This is a genomic window from Hephaestia mangrovi (genome assembly GCF_019880555.1).
Classification (GTDB): Bacteria; Pseudomonadota; Alphaproteobacteria; order Sphingomonadales; family Sphingomonadaceae; genus Sphingomonas; species Sphingomonas mangrovi.
In genome coordinates this window covers 339,922-357,021 of the sequence record NZ_JAINVU010000003.1, presented here as the reverse complement: position 1 = coordinate 357,021, position 17,100 = coordinate 339,922, and the positions used below count along the sequence as shown (strand labels likewise).

At 65.4% G+C, this 17,100-nt stretch carries 15 protein-coding genes; 14 read left to right on the top strand and 1 reads right to left on the bottom strand.

Annotated elements, in window-relative coordinates:
- Position 1: 1 nt before the first annotated feature.
- The 13 genes from nuoF to K7G81_RS09035 are packed head-to-tail and all read left to right on the top strand — an operon-like array spanning position 2 to position 14,330.
- Entirely contained in the window at positions 2-1,306 is a 1,305-nt protein-coding gene (gene nuoF / locus K7G81_RS09095; RefSeq protein ID WP_223030435.1) for an NADH-quinone oxidoreductase subunit NuoF, read from the top strand.
- Complete coding sequence (gene nuoG, locus K7G81_RS09090; protein WP_223030434.1) at positions 1,306-3,309, top strand: NADH-quinone oxidoreductase subunit NuoG; 2,004 nt, start codon at positions 1,306-1,308, stop codon at positions 3,307-3,309. Before nuoF ends, nuoG begins: the two co-directional genes overlap by 1 nt.
- Positions 3,306-4,355: an NADH-quinone oxidoreductase subunit NuoH gene (gene nuoH, locus K7G81_RS09085; protein WP_223030433.1), complete on the top strand. Its 1,050-nt coding sequence runs from the start codon at positions 3,306-3,308 to the stop codon at positions 4,353-4,355. The genes nuoG and nuoH overlap by 4 nt, the downstream gene beginning before the upstream one ends.
- Entirely contained in the window at positions 4,352-4,837 is a 486-nt protein-coding gene (gene nuoI / locus K7G81_RS09080; protein ID WP_223030432.1) for an NADH-quinone oxidoreductase subunit NuoI, read from the top strand. The genes nuoH and nuoI overlap by 4 nt, the downstream gene beginning before the upstream one ends.
- Before the next feature lie 33 nt (positions 4,838-4,870).
- Entirely contained in the window at positions 4,871-5,482 is a 612-nt protein-coding gene (locus tag K7G81_RS09075) for an NADH-quinone oxidoreductase subunit J (protein ID WP_223030431.1), read from the top strand.
- A complete protein-coding gene (nuoK, locus tag K7G81_RS09070) occupies positions 5,479-5,784 on the top strand; it encodes an NADH-quinone oxidoreductase subunit NuoK (RefSeq protein WP_223030430.1) in 306 nt (101 codons plus the stop codon). The genes K7G81_RS09075 and nuoK overlap by 4 nt, the downstream gene beginning before the upstream one ends.
- A 7-nt stretch (positions 5,785-5,791) precedes the next feature.
- On the top strand, positions 5,792-7,891 hold the full coding sequence (nuoL, locus tag K7G81_RS09065; protein ID WP_223030429.1) for an NADH-quinone oxidoreductase subunit L: 2,100 nt from the start codon (positions 5,792-5,794) through the stop codon (positions 7,889-7,891).
- Between the two features lie 11 nt (positions 7,892-7,902).
- A complete protein-coding gene (locus K7G81_RS09060; protein ID WP_223030428.1) occupies positions 7,903-9,429 on the top strand; it encodes an NADH-quinone oxidoreductase subunit M in 1,527 nt (508 codons plus the stop codon).
- A complete protein-coding gene (nuoN, locus tag K7G81_RS09055; protein ID WP_223030427.1) occupies positions 9,429-10,868 on the top strand; it encodes an NADH-quinone oxidoreductase subunit NuoN in 1,440 nt (479 codons plus the stop codon). The genes K7G81_RS09060 and nuoN overlap by 1 nt, the downstream gene beginning before the upstream one ends.
- An 8-nt stretch (positions 10,869-10,876) precedes the next feature.
- Positions 10,877-11,575, top strand: a complete 699-nt coding sequence (locus K7G81_RS09050; RefSeq protein WP_223030708.1) for a biotin--[acetyl-CoA-carboxylase] ligase — start codon at positions 10,877-10,879, stop codon at positions 11,573-11,575.
- 11 nt (positions 11,576-11,586) lie between these two features.
- Positions 11,587-12,369 (top strand): type III pantothenate kinase, encoded by a 783-nt coding sequence (locus K7G81_RS09045; RefSeq protein ID WP_223030426.1) that lies wholly within the window; start codon positions 11,587-11,589, stop codon positions 12,367-12,369.
- 60 nt (positions 12,370-12,429) lie between these two features.
- The gene (locus K7G81_RS09040) at positions 12,430-14,064 is read left to right on the top strand and encodes a ribonuclease J (protein WP_223030425.1); all 1,635 of its coding nucleotides are present in this window, start codon (positions 12,430-12,432) and stop codon (positions 14,062-14,064) included.
- A gap of 5 nt (positions 14,065-14,069) precedes the next feature.
- Entirely contained in the window at positions 14,070-14,330 is a 261-nt protein-coding gene (locus K7G81_RS09035) for a DUF1467 family protein (RefSeq protein WP_223030424.1), read from the top strand.
- A gap of 37 nt (positions 14,331-14,367) precedes the next feature.
- Here K7G81_RS09035 and K7G81_RS09030 read toward each other — a convergent pair whose 3' ends face one another.
- Positions 14,368-16,692 carry a coiled-coil domain-containing protein gene (locus K7G81_RS09030; RefSeq protein ID WP_223030423.1) on the bottom strand — a complete coding sequence of 775 codons (2,325 nt, stop codon included), beginning with the start codon at positions 16,690-16,692 and terminating at the stop codon, positions 14,368-14,370.
- An 83-nt stretch (positions 16,693-16,775) separates the two neighbouring features.
- Between K7G81_RS09030 and K7G81_RS09025 the strand changes: the two genes are divergently transcribed.
- Complete coding sequence (locus K7G81_RS09025) at positions 16,776-17,069, top strand: Hpt domain-containing protein (RefSeq protein ID WP_223030422.1); 294 nt, start codon at positions 16,776-16,778, stop codon at positions 17,067-17,069.
- The last annotated feature ends 31 nt before the right edge of the window (positions 17,070-17,100 follow it).

The following is a 17,100-nucleotide window of genomic DNA, read 5'->3' as shown; positions in this document are numbered from 1 at the left end:
CATGCTCGCTAACAAGGACCGCATCTTCACCAACGTCTACGGCTTCCAGTCGTGGCACATCGATGCCGCGATCAAGCGCGGCGATTGGGACAATACCAAGGATCTGATGGCGATCGGGCAGGACGCCATCATCGACAAGATCAAGGCATCGGGGCTGCGCGGCCGCGGCGGCGCGGGCTTCCCGACCGGCATGAAATGGTCGTTCATGCCCAAGGAGCCGAAGCCCGATCGGCCCAATTTTCTCGTCATCAACGCCGACGAGTCCGAGCCCGGCAGTTGCAAGGACCGCGAGATCATCCGCCACGATCCGCAAAAGCTGATCGAGGGCGCGCTGATCGCCGGCTTCGCGATGCGCGCACGCGCCGCCTACATCTACATCCGCGGCGAGTTCATCCGCGAGGCGGAGAATTTGTTCACCGCCGTCGCGGAAGCCTATGAAAAGGGCTTCCTCGGCAAGAATGCCGCCGGATCGGGCTATGATTTCGACGTCTTCGTCCATCGCGGCGCCGGCGCCTATATCTGCGGCGAAGAGACCGCGATGCTCGAAAGCCTCGAGGGCAAGAAGGGCCAGCCGCGCCTCAAACCGCCGTTCCCGGCGGGCGCCGGCCTCTATGGCTGCCCGACGACGGTCAACAACGTCGAATCGATCGCGGTGGTGCCGACGATCCTGCGGCGCGGGCCGGAATGGTTCGCCAGCTTTGGTGCCGAAAACAACAAGGGCACCAAGCTCTTCCAGATCTCCGGCCATGTGAACAAGCCCTGCGTCGTCGAAGAGGCGATGTCGATCCCGTTCCGCGAGCTGATCGAGAAGCATGCCGGCGGCATCCGCGGCGGCTGGGATAATTTGCTGGCGGTAATCCCGGGCGGCTCGTCGGTGCCGCTGGTCCCGGCCGAGCAGATCATGGATTGCCCGATGGATTTCGACGGGCTGAAGGCGCTCGGCTCGGGCCTCGGCACCGCGGCGGTGATCGTGATGGACAAGTCGACCGACATCGTCCGCGCGATCAGCCGGATCAGCTATTTCTACCGCCACGAAAGCTGCGGCCAGTGCACGCCGTGCCGTGAGGGCACTGGCTGGATGTGGCGCGTGATGGAGCGAATGCGCACCGGTGACGCCGAGATCAGCGAGATCGACACGCTCTACCAGGTGACCAAGCAAGTCGAGGGCCATTCGATCTGCGCGCTCGGCGACGCGGCGGCCTGGCCGATCCAGGGCCTGATCCGCCATTTCCGCCCGGAGATGGAGCGGCGCATCAAGGACAATCGCGGCGGCGGTCTCGAACCGATGATGGAGGCGGCTGAGTAATGCCGAAGGTTAAAGTCGACGGCGTAGAGATCGAGGTGCCGGCCGGCGCCACCGTGCTGCAGGCGTGCGAGCTTGCCGGCAAGGAGATCCCGCGCTTCTGCTATCACGAGCGGCTGTCGATCGCCGGCAATTGCCGCATGTGCCTGGTCGAGGTGAAGCCCGGGCCGCCCAAGCCGCAGGCGTCTTGCGCGCTGCCGGCGGCGGACAATCAGGAGATCTTCACCACCACGCCGATGGTCAAGCATGCCCGCGAAGGCATGATGGAGTTCCTGCTGATCAACCACCCGCTCGATTGCCCGATCTGCGATCAGGGCGGCGAGTGCGACCTGCAGGACCAGTCGATCGCTTATGGCCGCGGCCAGTCGCGCTTTCAGGAGAACAAGCGCGCGGTCACCGAGAAATATATGGGGCCGATCGTCAAGACGGTGATGACGCGCTGCATCCAGTGCACGCGCTGCGTCCGCTTTGCCGAGGAAGTCGCCGGCGTCGAGGAAATCGGCGCGATCGGGCGCGGCGAGGACATGCAGATCACCTCGTATCTCGAACATGCGGTGACCAGCGAGCTGTCGGGCAATGTCGTCGATCTGTGTCCGGTCGGCGCGCTGACCTCGAAACCCTATGCGTTCGAGGCGCGGCCGTGGGAATTGAAGAAGACGCTGACGATCGACGTGATGGACGCGGTCGGCACCAACATCCGGCTCGATAGCCGTGGGCGTCAGGTGCTGCGCTGCCTCCCGCGCATCAATGAGGACGTCAACGAGGAGTGGGCGACCGACAAGACGCGTCACGCCGTCGACGGTCTGGTGCGCCGGCGGTTGGACAAGCCTTATGTGCGGCGTGACGGCAAGCTGGTCCCCGCGACGTGGGAAGAGGCGTTCGCGGCGATCGCGGCGGTGAACGCCGGCAGCAGCGTCGCGGCGGTGGCGGGCGACCTCGTCGATTGCGAGACGATGTACGCGGCCAAGGCGCTGGTGACGGCGATGGGCGGCTCGCTGCTCGAGGGCCGGCAGACCGGCATGGATTACGACACGTCGAGTCTCGCGGCGGTCAATTTCAACACCACGATCGCCGGCACCGAAGAGGCCGACGCGATCCTGCTGGTCGGTACTAATCTGCGCTGGGAAGCGCCGCTGGTGAACACGCGGATCCGCAAGGCGATCAAGAAGGGCGCGAAGGTGTTCGCGATCGGGCCCGAGGTCGATCTCACCTACCGCGTCGAGTGGCTGGGCAATGACCTGTCGGTGCTTGGCAAGCTGCCGAAGAACGTCGCGGATGCCTTCAAGGGCGCCGAGAGGCCGATAATGATCGTCGGTGGTGCGGCGTTGAGGAGCGCGCATGGCGCGGCGTTGAAACTCGCCAAATCGCTCAAGCTTGTGCGCGACGGCTGGAACGGCTTCAACGTCGTCCATTTCTCGGCGGCGCGGATGGGCGGGCTGATGCTCGGTTACGCACAGAAGGGCGGCATCGCCGATGTCGTCGCGGGCAAGCCCAAGCTGGTGTTCTTCCTCGGCGCGGACGAGGTTGATTTCAGCAAGTTCGACAAGAGCTTCAAGGTCTATGTCGGCCATCATGGCGATCACGGCGCGCATCACGCCGACGTGATCCTGCCCGGCGCGAGCTATGCCGAGAAATCGGGCACCTGGGTCAATCTGGAAGGGCGCGTCCAGCGCGGCGAGCGCGCGGTGTTCCCGCCGGGCGACGCGCGCGAGGATTGGACGATCTTCCGCGCGCTCTCCGAGAAGCTCGGCCAGACGCTGCCGTTCGACACGATCGAGGAACTGCGCGCCGATATGGGCCGCGACGTGCCGGCGCTGGCCAAGGAAGGCCTCGCCAGCTTCGAATGGAACCCGCCGGCGCTGTCCGATACCGCCGTGGGCACGATCGACGCGTATCCGATCAAGGATTTCTACCTGACCAACGCCATCTGCCGCGCCAGCCCGACGATGCAGCTCTGCTCGGCTGAACTGCTGCATGGCGATGAGCTTGCGGAGGCCGCGGAATGACCGCACTCTTCACTTCCTGGGGCATGGCATACGGCTGGGCGTGGTTCCTGGCGACGATCATCGGTATCCTGGTGATCGCGCTGCCGGTGATGCTCGCGGTTGCGCTGATCATCTATGCCGACCGCAAGATCTGGGCGGCGATGGCGCTGCGCCGCGGCCCCAACGTGGTCGGGCCGCTCGGCATTTTGCAGAGCTTCGCCGACGGATTGAAGGTGTTCCTGCAGGAAACGATCATCCCGGCGGCGGCCAATCGCGGGCTGTTCCTGCTCGCGCCGATCATCACCTTCACCGTCGCGCTGATCGTCTGGGCGGTGGTGCCGTTCCAGCCGGGCGTGGTGCTGTCCAACATCAATGTCGGCTTGCTCTACGTCCTCGCGGCGTCGTCGATCGGCGTCTACGGGATCATCATCTCGGGCTGGGCGTCGAACTCCAAATATCCCTTCTATTCGGCGCTTCGAGCCGCCGCGCAGATGGTCAGTTACGAAGTCTCGATCGGCTTCGTGTTGATCTCGGTGGTGCTGTGGGCGGGGACGTTCAACCTGACCGGCATCGTCGAGGCACAAAGGGGGCTGTACGGCTTCATCAACGGCAATTGGGCCAATCCGCTGCTGTTCCCGATGGCGATCGTGTTCCTGATCTCGTCGATGGCCGAGACGCAGCGCGCACCGTTCGACCTCACCGAGGCGGAAAGCGAGCTCGTCGCCGGTTACCAGACCGAATATTCGTCGATGGCGTTCGCTTTGTTCTGGTTGGGTGAATATGCCAACGTCATCCTGATGTGCGCATTGAACGCCAGCCTGTTTTGGGGTGGCTATCTGCCGCCGTTCGACTGGGCGCCGCTGTATTTCGTGCCCGGCATCATCTGGCTGCTCGCCAAGATGCTGTTCTTCTTCTTCGTGTTCTCGTGGGTGAAGGCCACGGTGCCGAGGTACCGCTACGACCAGCTGATGCGGCTGGGCTGGAAGGTGTTCCTGCCGCTGTCGCTGTTCTGGGTGTTCCTGGTGTCCGGCTTCCTGATGCTGACCCGCGTGGGAGTTCCGTCATGAGCGTTGCTCAATATGTCAAAGCCTTCACCCTGTGGGAGTTCATCGGCGCGCACCTGAAGACGCTGCGCTACTTCTTCAAGGCCAAGGCGACGATCAACTATCCGTACGAGAAGAACCCGATCTCGCCGCGGTTCCGGGGCGAGCATGCGCTGCGCCGCTATCCCAACGGCGAGGAGCGGTGTATCGCGTGCAAATTGTGCGAGGCGATCTGCCCGGCGCAGGCGATCACGATCGAGGCGGAACCGCGCGACGACGGCTCGCGCCGCACGACGCGCTACGACATCGACATGACCAAATGCATCTATTGCGGGCTGTGCGCCGAGGCGTGCCCGGTCGATGCCGTGGTCGAGGGGCCGAATTTCGAATTTTCGACCGAAACGCGCGAGGAGCTGATCTACGACAAGGCCAAGCTGCTCGATAACGGCGATCGCTGGGAGCGCGCGATCGCCGCGAACCTTGCCGCCGACGCACCCTACCGTTAAGCGCCAACCGACTTTCAGGGGCTCGCCGATTCCGTGATCCAAGCAATCGCCTTTTACATCTTCGCGGTCGTGATGATCGCGTCGGCTGCGTTGACGATATCGTCGCGCAACCCGGTCCACTCGGTGCTGTGGCTGATCCTCGCCTTCTTCAACGCGGCGGGGCTGATGGTGCTCGCGGGGGCCGAGTTCATCGCGATGCTGCTCGTCATCGTCTATGTCGGCGCGGTCGCGGTGCTGTTCCTGTTCGTCGTGATGATGCTCGATATCGATTTCAGTGAGCTGCGCGCCGGGTTCGTTCGCTACCTGCCGCTCGGCCTCGCGCTGGCGGTTGCCCTGCTGGCCGAGGTCATCATCGGCGTTGGGGCATGGTCGGTCGGCGGAGTGAACTTGTCGAAGCGCATCGCGCCGATTGCCGAGCAGACGCCGAATATCCAGGCGATCGGCGACCTGCTCTACACGCGCTATCTGTTCGTGTTCGAAGCGGCCGGGCTGGTGCTGCTGGTGGCGATGATCGGCGCGATCGTGCTGACGCACCGCAAGCGCGCCGGCGTTCGGCCGCAGATCATTTCGCGTCAGGTCGCTCGCCGGCCGCAGGACGCGACCCGCAACGTCAAGCCGGCCGTGGGCCAGGGGGTGGAGCTGTGATCGGCCTCACGCATTATATCGTCGTCGCGGCGATCCTGTTCGTAATGGGGGTGCTCGGCATCTTCCTCAACCGCAAGAACATCATCGTCATCCTGATGGCGATCGAGCTGATCCTGCTTGCGGTGAACCTCAACCTCGTCGCCTTCTCGGCGGCGCTGCACGATCTCGTCGGCCAGGTGTTCGCGATGTTCGTGTTGACGGTCGCGGCCGGCGAGGCGGCGATCGGTCTGGCGATCCTGGTGATTTATTTCCGTGGCCGCGGCACGATCGCGGTCGATGACGTCAACCGGATGAAGGGGTGATCGTTCGGTGACTTCCATTCTTTTCCTCGTTTTCCTGCCGCTGCTGGCGGCGGCAATCGCCGGGTTCGGCAACCGCATGATCGGCAATGTCGTCGCCAAATCGGTGACGACCGGCGCGCTGTTCATTTCCTGCGTGCTCGCCTGGCCGATCTTCATCGAATATCTCGCCGGCACGATGGGGCCGGTTGTCACGCCGGTGTTCGACTGGATCAATGTCGGCGGGATGCACGTCGAATGGGCGCTGCGGGTTGATTCGTTGACGGCGGTGATGCTCGTCGTCGTCACCAGCGTGTCGTTCCTCGTCCATCTGTATAGCTGGGGCTATATGGCCGAGGATCCGGATCAGCCGCGCTTCTTCGCCTATCTGTCGCTGTTCACCTTCGCGATGCTGATGCTGGTGACCGCCGACAATCTGGTCCAGATGTTCTTCGGCTGGGAAGGCGTCGGCCTCGCCAGCTACCTGCTGATCGGCTTCTGGTTCTACAAGCCCAGCGCCAATGCCGCGGCGATCAAGGCGTTCGTTGTCAACCGCGTCGGCGATCTCGGCTTCATGCTCGGTATCTTCGGGACGTATCTGGTGTTCCACACCATCTCGATCCCGGAGATTCTGGCCGCGGCGCCCTCGATGGCGCATTCGACGATCGGCTTCCTGTGGTTCCGCGCCGACACGATGACGGTGCTGTGCATCCTGTTGTTCATCGGCGCGATGGGCAAATCGGCGCAGCTTGGCCTGCACACCTGGTTGCCCGACGCGATGGAAGGCCCGACTCCGGTCTCGGCACTGATCCATGCGGCGACGATGGTGACGGCGGGCGTGTTCATGGTGTGCCGATTGTCGCCGATGTTCGAGACCAGCCCGACAGCGCTCGGCTTCGTCACCTTCATCGGGGCCGCGACCTGCCTGTTCGCCGCGACGATCGGCTGCGTGCAGACCGACATCAAGCGCGTCATCGCTTATTCGACCTGCTCGCAGCTCGGCTACATGTTCTTCGCCGCCGGCGTCGGTGCGTTCGGCGGGGCGATGTTCCACCTGTTCACGCACGCCTTCTTCAAGGCACTGCTGTTCCTGTGCGCCGGCTCGGTGATCCACGCGATGCACCACGAGCAGGACATGCGCTATTACGGCGGCCTGCGGAAGAAGATCCCGCTCACCTTCTGGGCGATGGTCGCCGGCACGCTGGCGATCACCGGCGTCGGCCTTCCCGGTATCGGGGGCTTGCCGCAGATCGGTTTCGCCGGCTTCCATTCGAAGGACGGCATCCTCGAGGCGGCCTATGCCTCGGGCGGCGGCGGCGAGATCGCCTGGTGGGTCGGCACGATCGCCGCGCTGCTCACCAGCTTCTATTCGTGGCGCCTGATCTTCATGACCTTTTTCGGCGCGCCGCGCTGGGCGGGCTCCGAGCATATCCAGCATGCCGTGCACGATGCGCATGGCCATCGGCACCATCAGGAGAGCGGGCACGAGGCGCATCCGGCGGGTGAGGATGCCGGCGACGAGCCGCACGTCCACGGCGCCGGCCAGCACGAGGTGCCGCACGGCACCGGCGGCTATCATCCGCACGAAAGCCCGCTCAACATGCTGATCCCGCTGATCCTGCTGTCGGTCGGCGCGGTCGCGGCGGGCTTCATCTTCCAGCACTTCTTCATCAGCCCCGAAGCCGGCGAAAACTATTGGCACGGCGCGGTGTGGTTCTCGCCGCACCTGATGGAGGCGATGGAGGCGATCCCGGTGTGGGTGAAGCTCGGGCCGACGGTGGTGATGCTGATCGGCCTCGCGGTCGCCTGGTATGCCTACATCCGCAAGACCGACGTCCCGGCGCGCGCCGCCAGCACGTTCGAGGTGCTGTACCGCTTCCTGCTCAACAAATGGTATTTTGACGAGCTCTACAATTTCATCTTCGTCCGCCCCGCTTTCGCGATCGGCCGGTTCTTCTGGCGTCGCGGTGACGAGAAGACGATCGACCGTTTCGGGCCGAACGGCGCGGCGTGGGTCGTGGCCGGCACCAGCCGCGTCGCCGGTCGCCTGCAGAGCGGATATATCTACACTTATGCCTTTGTGATGCTGATCGGGCTGACCGCCGCGGTCACCTGGGCGATGGCAAGCTGAGCGCGGGGGACATGAACGGCTTTCCTATCCTTTCGGTAATGCTCGCGATTCCCGCCGTGGCGGCGGTCGCGTGCCTGTTCCTCAGCGCCAATGCGGCGCGCTGGCTGGCGCTGATCGCGACGCTGGTCGATCTCGTGCTCGGCATCGTGCTGTGGGCGCATTTCGACATCGGCGGCGCGCAGTGGCAGTTCCAGGAGAACGTGCCGCTGTTCGGCAGCTTCGGCTGGGCGCTCGGTATCGACGGTTTCGCGCTCATGTTGATCATGCTCAGCGTATTCCTGATGCCGATCTGCATCGGCGCAAGCTGGCAGGCGATCCAGACGCGTGTGCCCGAATATATGTCGGCGTTCCTGTTCACCGAATTGCTGATGATCGGCACCTTCGCCGCGCAGGATCTGTTCCTGTTCTACATCTTCTTCGAAGGCGGCCTGATTCCGATGTTCCTGATCATCGGTATCTGGGGCGGGCCGAACCGGATTTACGCGAGCTACAAGTTCTTCCTCTACACGCTGCTCGGCTCGGTGCTGATGTTCATCGCCATGCTGTGGATGGCGATCCACGCCGGCACGACGAGCATCCCGGTGCTGCTCAATTACGATTTCCCGGTCCACGCGCAGATGTGGCTGTGGCTCGCTTTCTTCGCTTCGTTCGCGGTGAAGATGCCGATGTGGCCGGTCCATACCTGGTTGCCCGACGCGCACGTGCAGGCGCCGACCGCGGGGTCGGTGATCCTGGCGGGTGTGTTGCTGAAGCTCGGCGGATACGGCTTCCTGCGCTTCTCGCTGCCGATGTTCCCGGAGGCGAGCCACCAATTCATCTGGCTGGTGTTCGGGCTGTCGGCGGTGGCGGTGATCTACACGTCGCTGGTCGCGCTGGTGCAGCAGGACATGAAGAAGCTGATCGCTTATTCGTCGGTCGCGCACATGGCGATCGTGACGATCGGTCTGTTCGCGTTCAACGTCTACGGCATTCAGGGCGCGATGATCGTGATGCTGAGCCACGGCCTCGTCTCGGGCGCGCTGTTCCTGTGCGTCGGCGTGATCTACGATCGACTGCACACCCGCGAGATCAGCCGCTATGGCGGGGTCGCGTTCGTGATGCCCAAATATGCGGTGCTGTTCATGCTGTTCACGATGGCCTCGATCGGGCTGCCGGCGACCAGCGGGTTCGTCGGCGAATTCCTGTCGCTGATGGGCACTTATCAGGTCTCGACCTGGACGGCGCTGCTCTGCACGACCGGGATCATCCTCGGCGCGGCGTATATGCTCTATCTCTACTGGCGCATCTGCTTCGGTGAGGTGAAGCATGACGACGTCAAGCTGATGCCCGATCTCAGCTTGCGCGAAGTCGCGCTGCTCGCGCCGATTGCGGCGGTGGTGCTGTGGATGGGCGTCTATCCGGAGAGCTTCCTCGCGCCGATGCGCAAGGATGCCGATATCCTGATGGCGCGGATCGAGCGCGCCAAGCCGGCGGGCGACTCGCACCTGATGACGACCAAGGCGGCGCCCGCGCCTGCCACCCAGGCGGAGGCCGAATAATGGATTATCTGGCTTCCGTGCGCATGGCGCTGCCCGAAGACATTCTGTCGCTCGGCGCGCTGGTGCTGATGCTGGTCGCGGCGTGGGGCGGGCAGCGCTCGACCCGCGCGGTATCGTGGTGCTCGGTCGCGGTGCTGCTCGGTGCGGGAATCGCGTTGTTCGCGACGCCGCAGGGCGCGGCGTTCGACGGGCTGCTGCTGGTCGATGCGTTCGCGACCTTTGCCAAGGTGCTGATCTACGTTGCCGCCGCGATTGCGATCGTGATGGCGCCCAACTTCTTCCAGCGCACCTCGGGCGACGATCTGCGCCCCGAATATCCGGTGTTGATCCTGCTTTCGGCGGTCGGCATGGGGATCATGGTGTCGGCGGGCGATCTCCTCAGCCTCTACGTCGGGCTCGAGTTGCAGAGCTTGGCCGCCTATGTGCTGGCGAGCTTCATGCGCCGCGATACGCGTTCGGCCGAGGCGGGCCTGAAGTATTTCGTGCTCGGCGCGCTCGCTTCGGGCTTGCTGCTCTACGGCATCTCGCTGGTTTACGGGTTCAGCGGCACGACGTTGTTCAGCGCGATTGCGTCGAGCTACGGCTCGGGGCATTCGCTGGGGCTGATGTTCGGGCTGGTGTTCGTGTTCGCAGGCCTCGCGTTCAAGATGTCGGCGGTGCCGTTCCACATGTGGACGCCGGACGTCTACGAAGGCGCGCCGACCCCGGTCACCGCGTTCTTCGCGTCGGCGCCCAAGGTGGCCGCGCTTGGCCTTGCGGTGCGCGTCGCGGTCGATGCGATGGGCCCGGCGGTCGATCAATGGCGGCAGGTGGTGATCTTCGCCGCACTCGCCTCGATCATCCTCGGCGCGGTCGCGGCGATCGGGCAGCGCAACATCAAGCGGCTGCTCGCTTATTCGTCGATCAACAATATCGGCTTCGCGCTGATCGGCCTCGCCGCCGGCACGCAGGAAGGCGTCGCCTCGGTGCTGATGTACCTGACCATCTATCTGGCGATGACGCTCGGCTCGTTCCTCGTCGTCCTGCAGATGCGCGATGCCGACGGCCAGCCGGTCGAGACGATCGACAGCCTGTCGGGCATGTCGACGACGCGCCCCGGCCTCGCCTGGGCGCTGGCGACCTTCATGTTCAGCCTTGCCGGCATCCCGCCGCTGTTCGGCTTCTACGCCAAGTTCGCGGTGTTCCACGCCGCCGTCGCGGCCGGGCTGTTCCCGCTCGCCGTATTCGGTATCGCCGCCTCGGTAATCGGCGCTTATTATTACCTGCGCATCGTCAAGACGATGTTCTTCGATGAGGCGGCACCCGCCTTCCCGAAGAACGAAGGCGTGGTCGAGGGCGGGCTGATCGCGATCACCGCGTTGTTCGTCTCGCCGCTCGGCTATCTGCTGATCCCGCTGATCGGCGGCTGGTCGATGGTCGCCGCCAAGGCGCTGTTCTGACGGTCACGATCCGGACGGTCGCCGAAACCGGCTCGACCAACGCTGATGTGCTGGCGCTGGCTCGCGATGGCGCGGCCGGGGGCCTGTGGCTGCGCGCCGAGCGCCAGCTCGCCGGGCGGGGCCGGCAAGGCCGGGCATGGGTGTCGCCGACCGGCAATCTCTACGCGAGCACGATCGCACGGCTGCACCCCGCCGATCCGCCGGCGGCAACGCTGGCGCTGGTCGCAGCGGTAGCGCTGGAGGAGACGGTTCGCCAGTTCCTACGGTACCCTGCGCCGATCCTGAAATGGCCCAACGACCTGCTGCTCGATGGCGCCAAGCTCTCCGGCATCCTGCTCGAGCGCGCGGAGGATGCGGTGGTGATCGGCTTCGGCGTCAATCTGGCGCATTATCCGACCGATACCGATCGCGTCGCCACCAGCCTCTCGGCGCACGGCGTGGCGGTCGAGCCCGGCGCGTTTCTCGAGATTCTCGCCGAAACCTTCGCACGCTGGCTCTCGCGCTGGCGCAGCGAGGGCGTCGTCGTCGTCCGCGATCGCTGGGTCGAACGCGCGCACCCCGCGGGCACCGCGCTCACCGCGCGACTGCCCGACGGGAGCAGCATCGACGGCCTGTTCGAACGGCTCGATGCGGACGGTGCGCTGATCCTGCGCTTGGCGGACGGCACCAGGCGTGTCATTCACGCTGGCGACGTGTTCCTGATCTGAAGAGGATTGCCATGCTGCTCGCGCTCGATGTCGGCAATACCAACGTCGTGTTCGCGCTGGTGGAGGGCGAGGCGATCAAGGCGCGCTGGCGGATCGCCACCGATCCGCGCCGCACTGCCGATGAATATGCGGTGTGGCTCAACCAGCTCCTCCAACTCGAAGGTCATAGCCGTGACGACATCCAGGCTGTGATCATCTCCACCGTCGTCCCGCGTGCTCTCCACAACCTCGAAGTGCTCGCCGAGAAATATTTCGGCGTCACGCCGCTCGTCGCCGGACGCGCTCCGGTCGAATGGGGCATGGCGCTCGACGTCGACGAGCCGCAGAATCTCGGCGCCGATCGGGCGGTCAACGCGATTGCGGCGCACGCGCTGCATGAAGGGGATCTGATCATCATCGATTTCGGCACCGCGACGACTTTCGACGTGGTCGATTATCGCGGCGCGTACAAAGGCGGGATCATCGCACCGGGGATCAACCTGTCGCTTGACGCCTTGGTGTCGGCGGCGGCGCAATTGCCGCGCATCGCGATCGCGGCCCCGGAAAACAAGTCGGTGATCGGCCGCAACACCAAGGACCAGATGACCGTCGGCATCTACTGGGGCTATATCGCCATGATCGAGGGGCTGGCGGCGCGGTTGAAAGCGGAGATCGGACGCCCGGTGAAAGTGATCAGCACCGGCGGACTCGCGGTGTTGTTCGAGCGGCATACCGACGTGTTCGACGCCATCGAACCCGATCTCACCATTCAAGGGCTGGCGATGATGTACGCGCGGGCCCATATATCGTCCTGAACGACGCTCGCGCCGGTCTGGCCTGCGGGCGCTTCTCACGAATTTTCACGAAAGACTTGAATGACCCCCAATAACGAATTGCTCTTTTGCGCGCTCGGCGGCTCGGGCGAGATCGGCATGAACGTCAATCTCTACGGCTGCGACGGCCAGTGGATGATGGTCGATTGCGGCGTGACCTTCGCCGATCCCTATTATCCCGGCATCGACGTGATCCTGCCCGATCTCGGCTTCATCGAGGACCAGCTCGACGGCCTCACCGGGATCGTCCTGACCCATGGTCACGAGGATCATATCGGTGCGCTTCCCTATCTCGCGCTCGATCTCGGCGTGCCGCTCTATGCCTCAGCGTTCACCGCGGGGCTGATCCGCGGCAAGCTCGACGAGGAAGGCATTGCCGACAAGGTCGATCTGCGCATCGTCGAACCCGGCGAGCGTTTCGAGATGGGGCCGTTCGGCGTGACCTTCGTGCCCGTCTCGCACTCGATCCCCGAAGGCAATGCGATGCTGATCGAGACGCCTTATGGGCGCGTGCTCCACACCGGCGACTGGAAGCTCGACGATGCGCCGGTGCTCGGCGATCCGGCCAATGCCGAAACGCTGAGCGCGATCGGTGACCAGGGCGTGCTCGCGCTGGTGTGCGATTCGACCAACGTGTTCAACGCCGAAGCCTCGGGCTCCGAAGAGAGCGTCAAGGCGGGGCTGCACGAGGTCGTGGCGGCGGCGCGGGGCAGGGTGCTCGTCACCACTTTCGCATCGAATGCGTCGCGGCTGCACACGCTGGGCGAGGTCGCCAAGGCGACCGGGCGCAAGCTGTGCCTTGCCGGCCGCTCGCTCGATCGCATCCTGCGGGTGGCGCAGGCGACCGGCTACCTCAAGAAATTCCCCAAGCTGGTCGATTTCGATGCCGCGATGGCGCTGCCGCGCAATGAGGTGATGATCGTCGCCACTGGCGGCCAGGGCGAGGCGCGCGCCGCGCTGGCGCGGATCGCCGACGGCACGCATCCGATCAAGCTCGAGGAAGGCGACCGCGTCGTTTTCTCCTCGAAGCAGATCCCCGGCAACGAGCTGGCGATCGGGCGGATCATGAACCAGCTCGCCGCGCAGGGCGTCGAGACGATCACCGAGCGGCAGGCGCATATCCACGTTTCGGGGCACCCCGGGCGCCCGGAACTCGCACAGATGTACAAGTGGATCCGGCCGGAGCTGCTGGTGCCGGTCCATGGCGAGATGCGGCATCTGAAGGAACACGCACGCTTCGGCCTGGCGCAAGGCATCCCACAAGCGCTGGTGCAGACCGATGGCGACATCGTCCGCCTCGCACCCGGTATGCCGGAGAAGGTCGGACACGCCCCGATCGGGCGACTGGTGCTCGATGGCGACGTCATCCTGCCCGCCGACGGCTCGACGATCAACGAGCGGCGCAAGCTCGGCATGAACGGGCAGATCTCGGTCGCGGTGGCGTTGAGCAACGGCAAGCTGTTCGGCGAACCGCAAATCCGCCTGCAGGGGGTGCCGATCGAAGAGGATCGCGAGCCCTTCCTCGACGAGGCGATCGAGGCCGTCGAACGAGCGGTGCGCGAGGGCAAGCGCCCCGGTGAGGGATTGCGCGAGGGCGTTCGGCTGGCTGTTCGCCATGTCGCGACGCGCTGGACGGGCAAGAAGCCGATCGTCGACGTGTTGATCGTCGAGGGCTGAGCGCGGTGGGCGTCGTCGGGCTGATCTCGGTCTACGTCTCCTTGTGGATGCTGGCGCTGCTGCTGGTGCTGCCCTTTGCCTATAGCAGGGACGAGGATGAGCCGATCGTGCCGGGCCAGGCCGACAGCGCGCCGTCGCGCTTCGACGGCAAGGCGACGGTAATCCGCGCGACGCTGCTCGGCACCGCGATGTTCGCGCTGCTGCTGCTCGATCAGCATTTCGGCTGGATCACCTGGCAGATGCTGGACGTCACCGGCGGCGCGTAGAGTTTGCCTGAAAGCGGCGCTGGAACGGCGCCGCGTATCAGGTCCGCAGCCGCTCGATCGCCTGGGCCAGCGCGACGTAGAGCTTGCCCATGTCCGACGACAACAATGTCACGCCCAGCGGTGATCCGTCGCGTTCGGTCAGCACGCCGCGCAGCATCGCTTCGAAATCGTGGATGTAGCGATTGACCTGATCGCGGAAGCGCTCGTCCTCGTCATATCGCCCGGCGATGGCATGCGCGTCGCTATTGTCGAGCAGGCGAACCGCGCGACGCGTGAAGACGCCCCGATCGCCCTTGAGATAGGCTGCCCAGGCACTGTCGGTGACTTCCGCCGAGAAGCTCTTGGTGATGTCGATCGCGCCTGAATTGAGCGCTTCGATCAGCAGCGAGGCGCGGCGGGCGAAATTGTCGCGCTCGGCGTCTTCGCGTTCGCTGCGCGCGGTCTCGATGCGGGAGTCGATCGTCGCGGTCGCCGCCTCGATCGCCTGAAGCTGCGCGGAGAGGCGCTCCGACGCCCGGCCCGCGGCATCGACCGCGGATTGCGTCGCCTCGGTGATCGCGGCGACATGCTGGCCGACGCTGGCGTCGGTCGCGCGGCGCATCGCCTCGGCGCTGGCGGTTTCGAGCGACTTGGCCGCTTCCGGAATCACGGCGTCGAGCGTCTCACGGGCCCGGTCCGCCGCGTTGCTGGCGGTTTCGCGAACACGGATCAGCGCCTCGACCAGGCGCGGCGCGGCATCCTGTGCGAAATTCTGCGTGCGGCCGATCGTCTCGTCCATCATCTTGCCGAGCGCATCGGCCTTTTCGCGGCCCGAATCGAGCGTCGCGGCCATGGTCTGCGAAAGCTGGTCGAGCGTCGAACGCTGGCCGGCGATGACCTCGGCGATCGCTTCGATCGCGTCATGGGTGCTTTCCGCCGCGGTAACCAGCGAGAGCAATTCGGGCTTGGCGGCGCCGACCACCTCGCGGCTGGCGCCGATCCGCTGATCGAGCCGGGCAAGCGCGTCGGGCAAGGTTTCGTCGATCTCGCGCGCGGAAGCGTCGAGGGCAACGAGCAATTGCTCGGCCGTGGCGATCACCTCGCGCGCGACCGTGTCGCCCGCGCGCAGCGATTCGGTCATCGCGTCGGCCGATCCGCCCAGCGCGCTCAACGTCGCGGCAAGTTCCTGGATGCGCGTCGTGCCGTCGTGATGCAGCGTGCCGAGCCGCGTATCGATCTGCGTCACGCCCTGGTCGAGATCGGCGAACAGCGTGCTCGCCGCTTCATGTTGCTCGCCGAGCCGCCCGGACAAGCGATCGATCACTTGCTCGACCGCCGTGATCCGCTCCGCCAGCGCCTCGACCGAATCGCGCGTCGCCCGATCGAGCGCGGCCTGGTTGGTCTCGAGCATCGCCAGCATCGCTTCGCCCTGCGCGGTGATGCCCTTGCGCGCTTCGTCGACCGCGCCTGCAGTGCGATCGAGCAGCCCGTCGACCGCGGCGGACATTTCCCCCGTTACCGATTCGAGCCGCGCGCCGGCAGCGTCGCTGGTCGCTTCCATCCGCTGGATATGCGCGGCGAGCTTCTGCGCGGCGCCGCCCGCGACGGCATCGGCCTCGCGCCCGCGCTCGGCCAGCGCGACGAGCTGCGCGTCGAGCGCGGCGGCGTGCTCGCTGGCGGTGAGACCGGTCGAGGCCAGCGTCTTGGCCATCTCGGCCGTTTCGCTGTGCGCGCGCGGGAGCGACGACAGCAACACGCCGAGGCTCGATTGCGCGGCGTTGGTCGCGTCGGTCAGGCGGCGCGCCTGCATGTCGGCGCGCGCAACCTCGTCGGCCATCGATTCACGCACGGCGGCAAGCCGTTCGGCGGCGGTGTCGCCCATCGCCATCAGCGTCGTTGTCTGGTCGGCGAGCTTCTCGCGATTGTCGTCGAGATGCGTCGAAAGCACCGCGATGGTGCGCTCGAGACTGGCGGCTTCCGCCCGCATCGCCGCGGCGGTGCGGCCGAAACGATGTGCCTCGGCGGTGCTGGTCCTGAGCACAAGCAGCCAGACGATGCCGATCAGCACCGGCGGCACGCAGAGCGCCGCAATGAACTCGGCGAGCTGGATCGGCTCAACGCCGGCCTGAAGGCTGGGGGCCGCGAGCCACAGCATGGACCCGAGCCAGGCCAGGCAAACGACAGTCGCAAGAACGATCGGCCAGCGCGGTGAGCGACCCAGGTCGTCGCCCTCGTCCTCGTCGTTGAAGATCGGTTGCGGTGCCGGCTCCTCAGGGAGCGCGGCTTCCTCCTCGATCTCGATCGCGGGTTCGGCCGTATCGGCCGGCGGATCGACCGCGTCGCGGCTGGCGCGCAGGTCGTAGATGCGTGAGCCCCCAGTCATCCGCGAACTCTACCACGAAACCGCCACGGGCAAAGCAAATAGCTTAACGATGCTTTAACCTGTTCCAGATTAGCGTTGAACGCATGGCTTATGATCCCGGAGCGATCGATGCGACCCTGGCGGCAGCCGTCGGTGATGACCCGGCGCTGATCGCCGAATTGCGCGACGCGTTTCTCGACAGTGCGACGCGCGTCGTCGAAACACTCGAAGCGGCGGATGACGATGATGGCTGGCGCAGCGCCGCCTGGCGGCTCAAGGGGCTTGCCGCCAGCTTCGGCGCGGTGCGGCTGATGGGGCTGGCGACCGATGCCAGCCAGGCGCAGCCGGGTGACATCCTTACGATCAATCGCATCCGGCGCGCGATCGAACGGCTGTAAACCGCGATTGCCGCTTTGCCTTGTGCGGCAT

Excerpts from the sequence above, each read along its gene's own strand:
- nuoF (WP_223030435.1), top strand. The coding sequence starts at position 2 with ATGCTCGCTAACAAGGACCGCATCTTCACCAACGTCTACGGCTTCCAG.
- nuoG (WP_223030434.1), top strand. The coding sequence starts at position 1,306 with ATGCCGAAGGTTAAAGTCGACGGCGTAGAGATCGAGGTGCCGGCCGGC.
- nuoH (WP_223030433.1), top strand. The coding sequence starts at position 3,306 with ATGACCGCACTCTTCACTTCCTGGGGCATGGCATACGGCTGGGCGTGG.
- nuoI (WP_223030432.1), top strand. The coding sequence starts at position 4,352 with ATGAGCGTTGCTCAATATGTCAAAGCCTTCACCCTGTGGGAGTTCATC.
- K7G81_RS09060 (WP_223030428.1), top strand. The coding sequence starts at position 7,903 with ATGAACGGCTTTCCTATCCTTTCGGTAATGCTCGCGATTCCCGCCGTG.
- nuoN (WP_223030427.1), top strand. The coding sequence starts at position 9,429 with ATGGATTATCTGGCTTCCGTGCGCATGGCGCTGCCCGAAGACATTCTG.
- K7G81_RS09045 (WP_223030426.1), top strand. The coding sequence starts at position 11,587 with ATGCTGCTCGCGCTCGATGTCGGCAATACCAACGTCGTGTTCGCGCTG.
- K7G81_RS09040 (WP_223030425.1), top strand. The coding sequence starts at position 12,430 with ATGACCCCCAATAACGAATTGCTCTTTTGCGCGCTCGGCGGCTCGGGC.
- K7G81_RS09030 (WP_223030423.1), bottom strand. The coding sequence starts at position 16,692 with ATGACTGGGGGCTCACGCATCTACGACCTGCGCGCCAGCCGCGACGCG.
- K7G81_RS09025 (WP_223030422.1), top strand. The coding sequence starts at position 16,776 with ATGGCTTATGATCCCGGAGCGATCGATGCGACCCTGGCGGCAGCCGTC.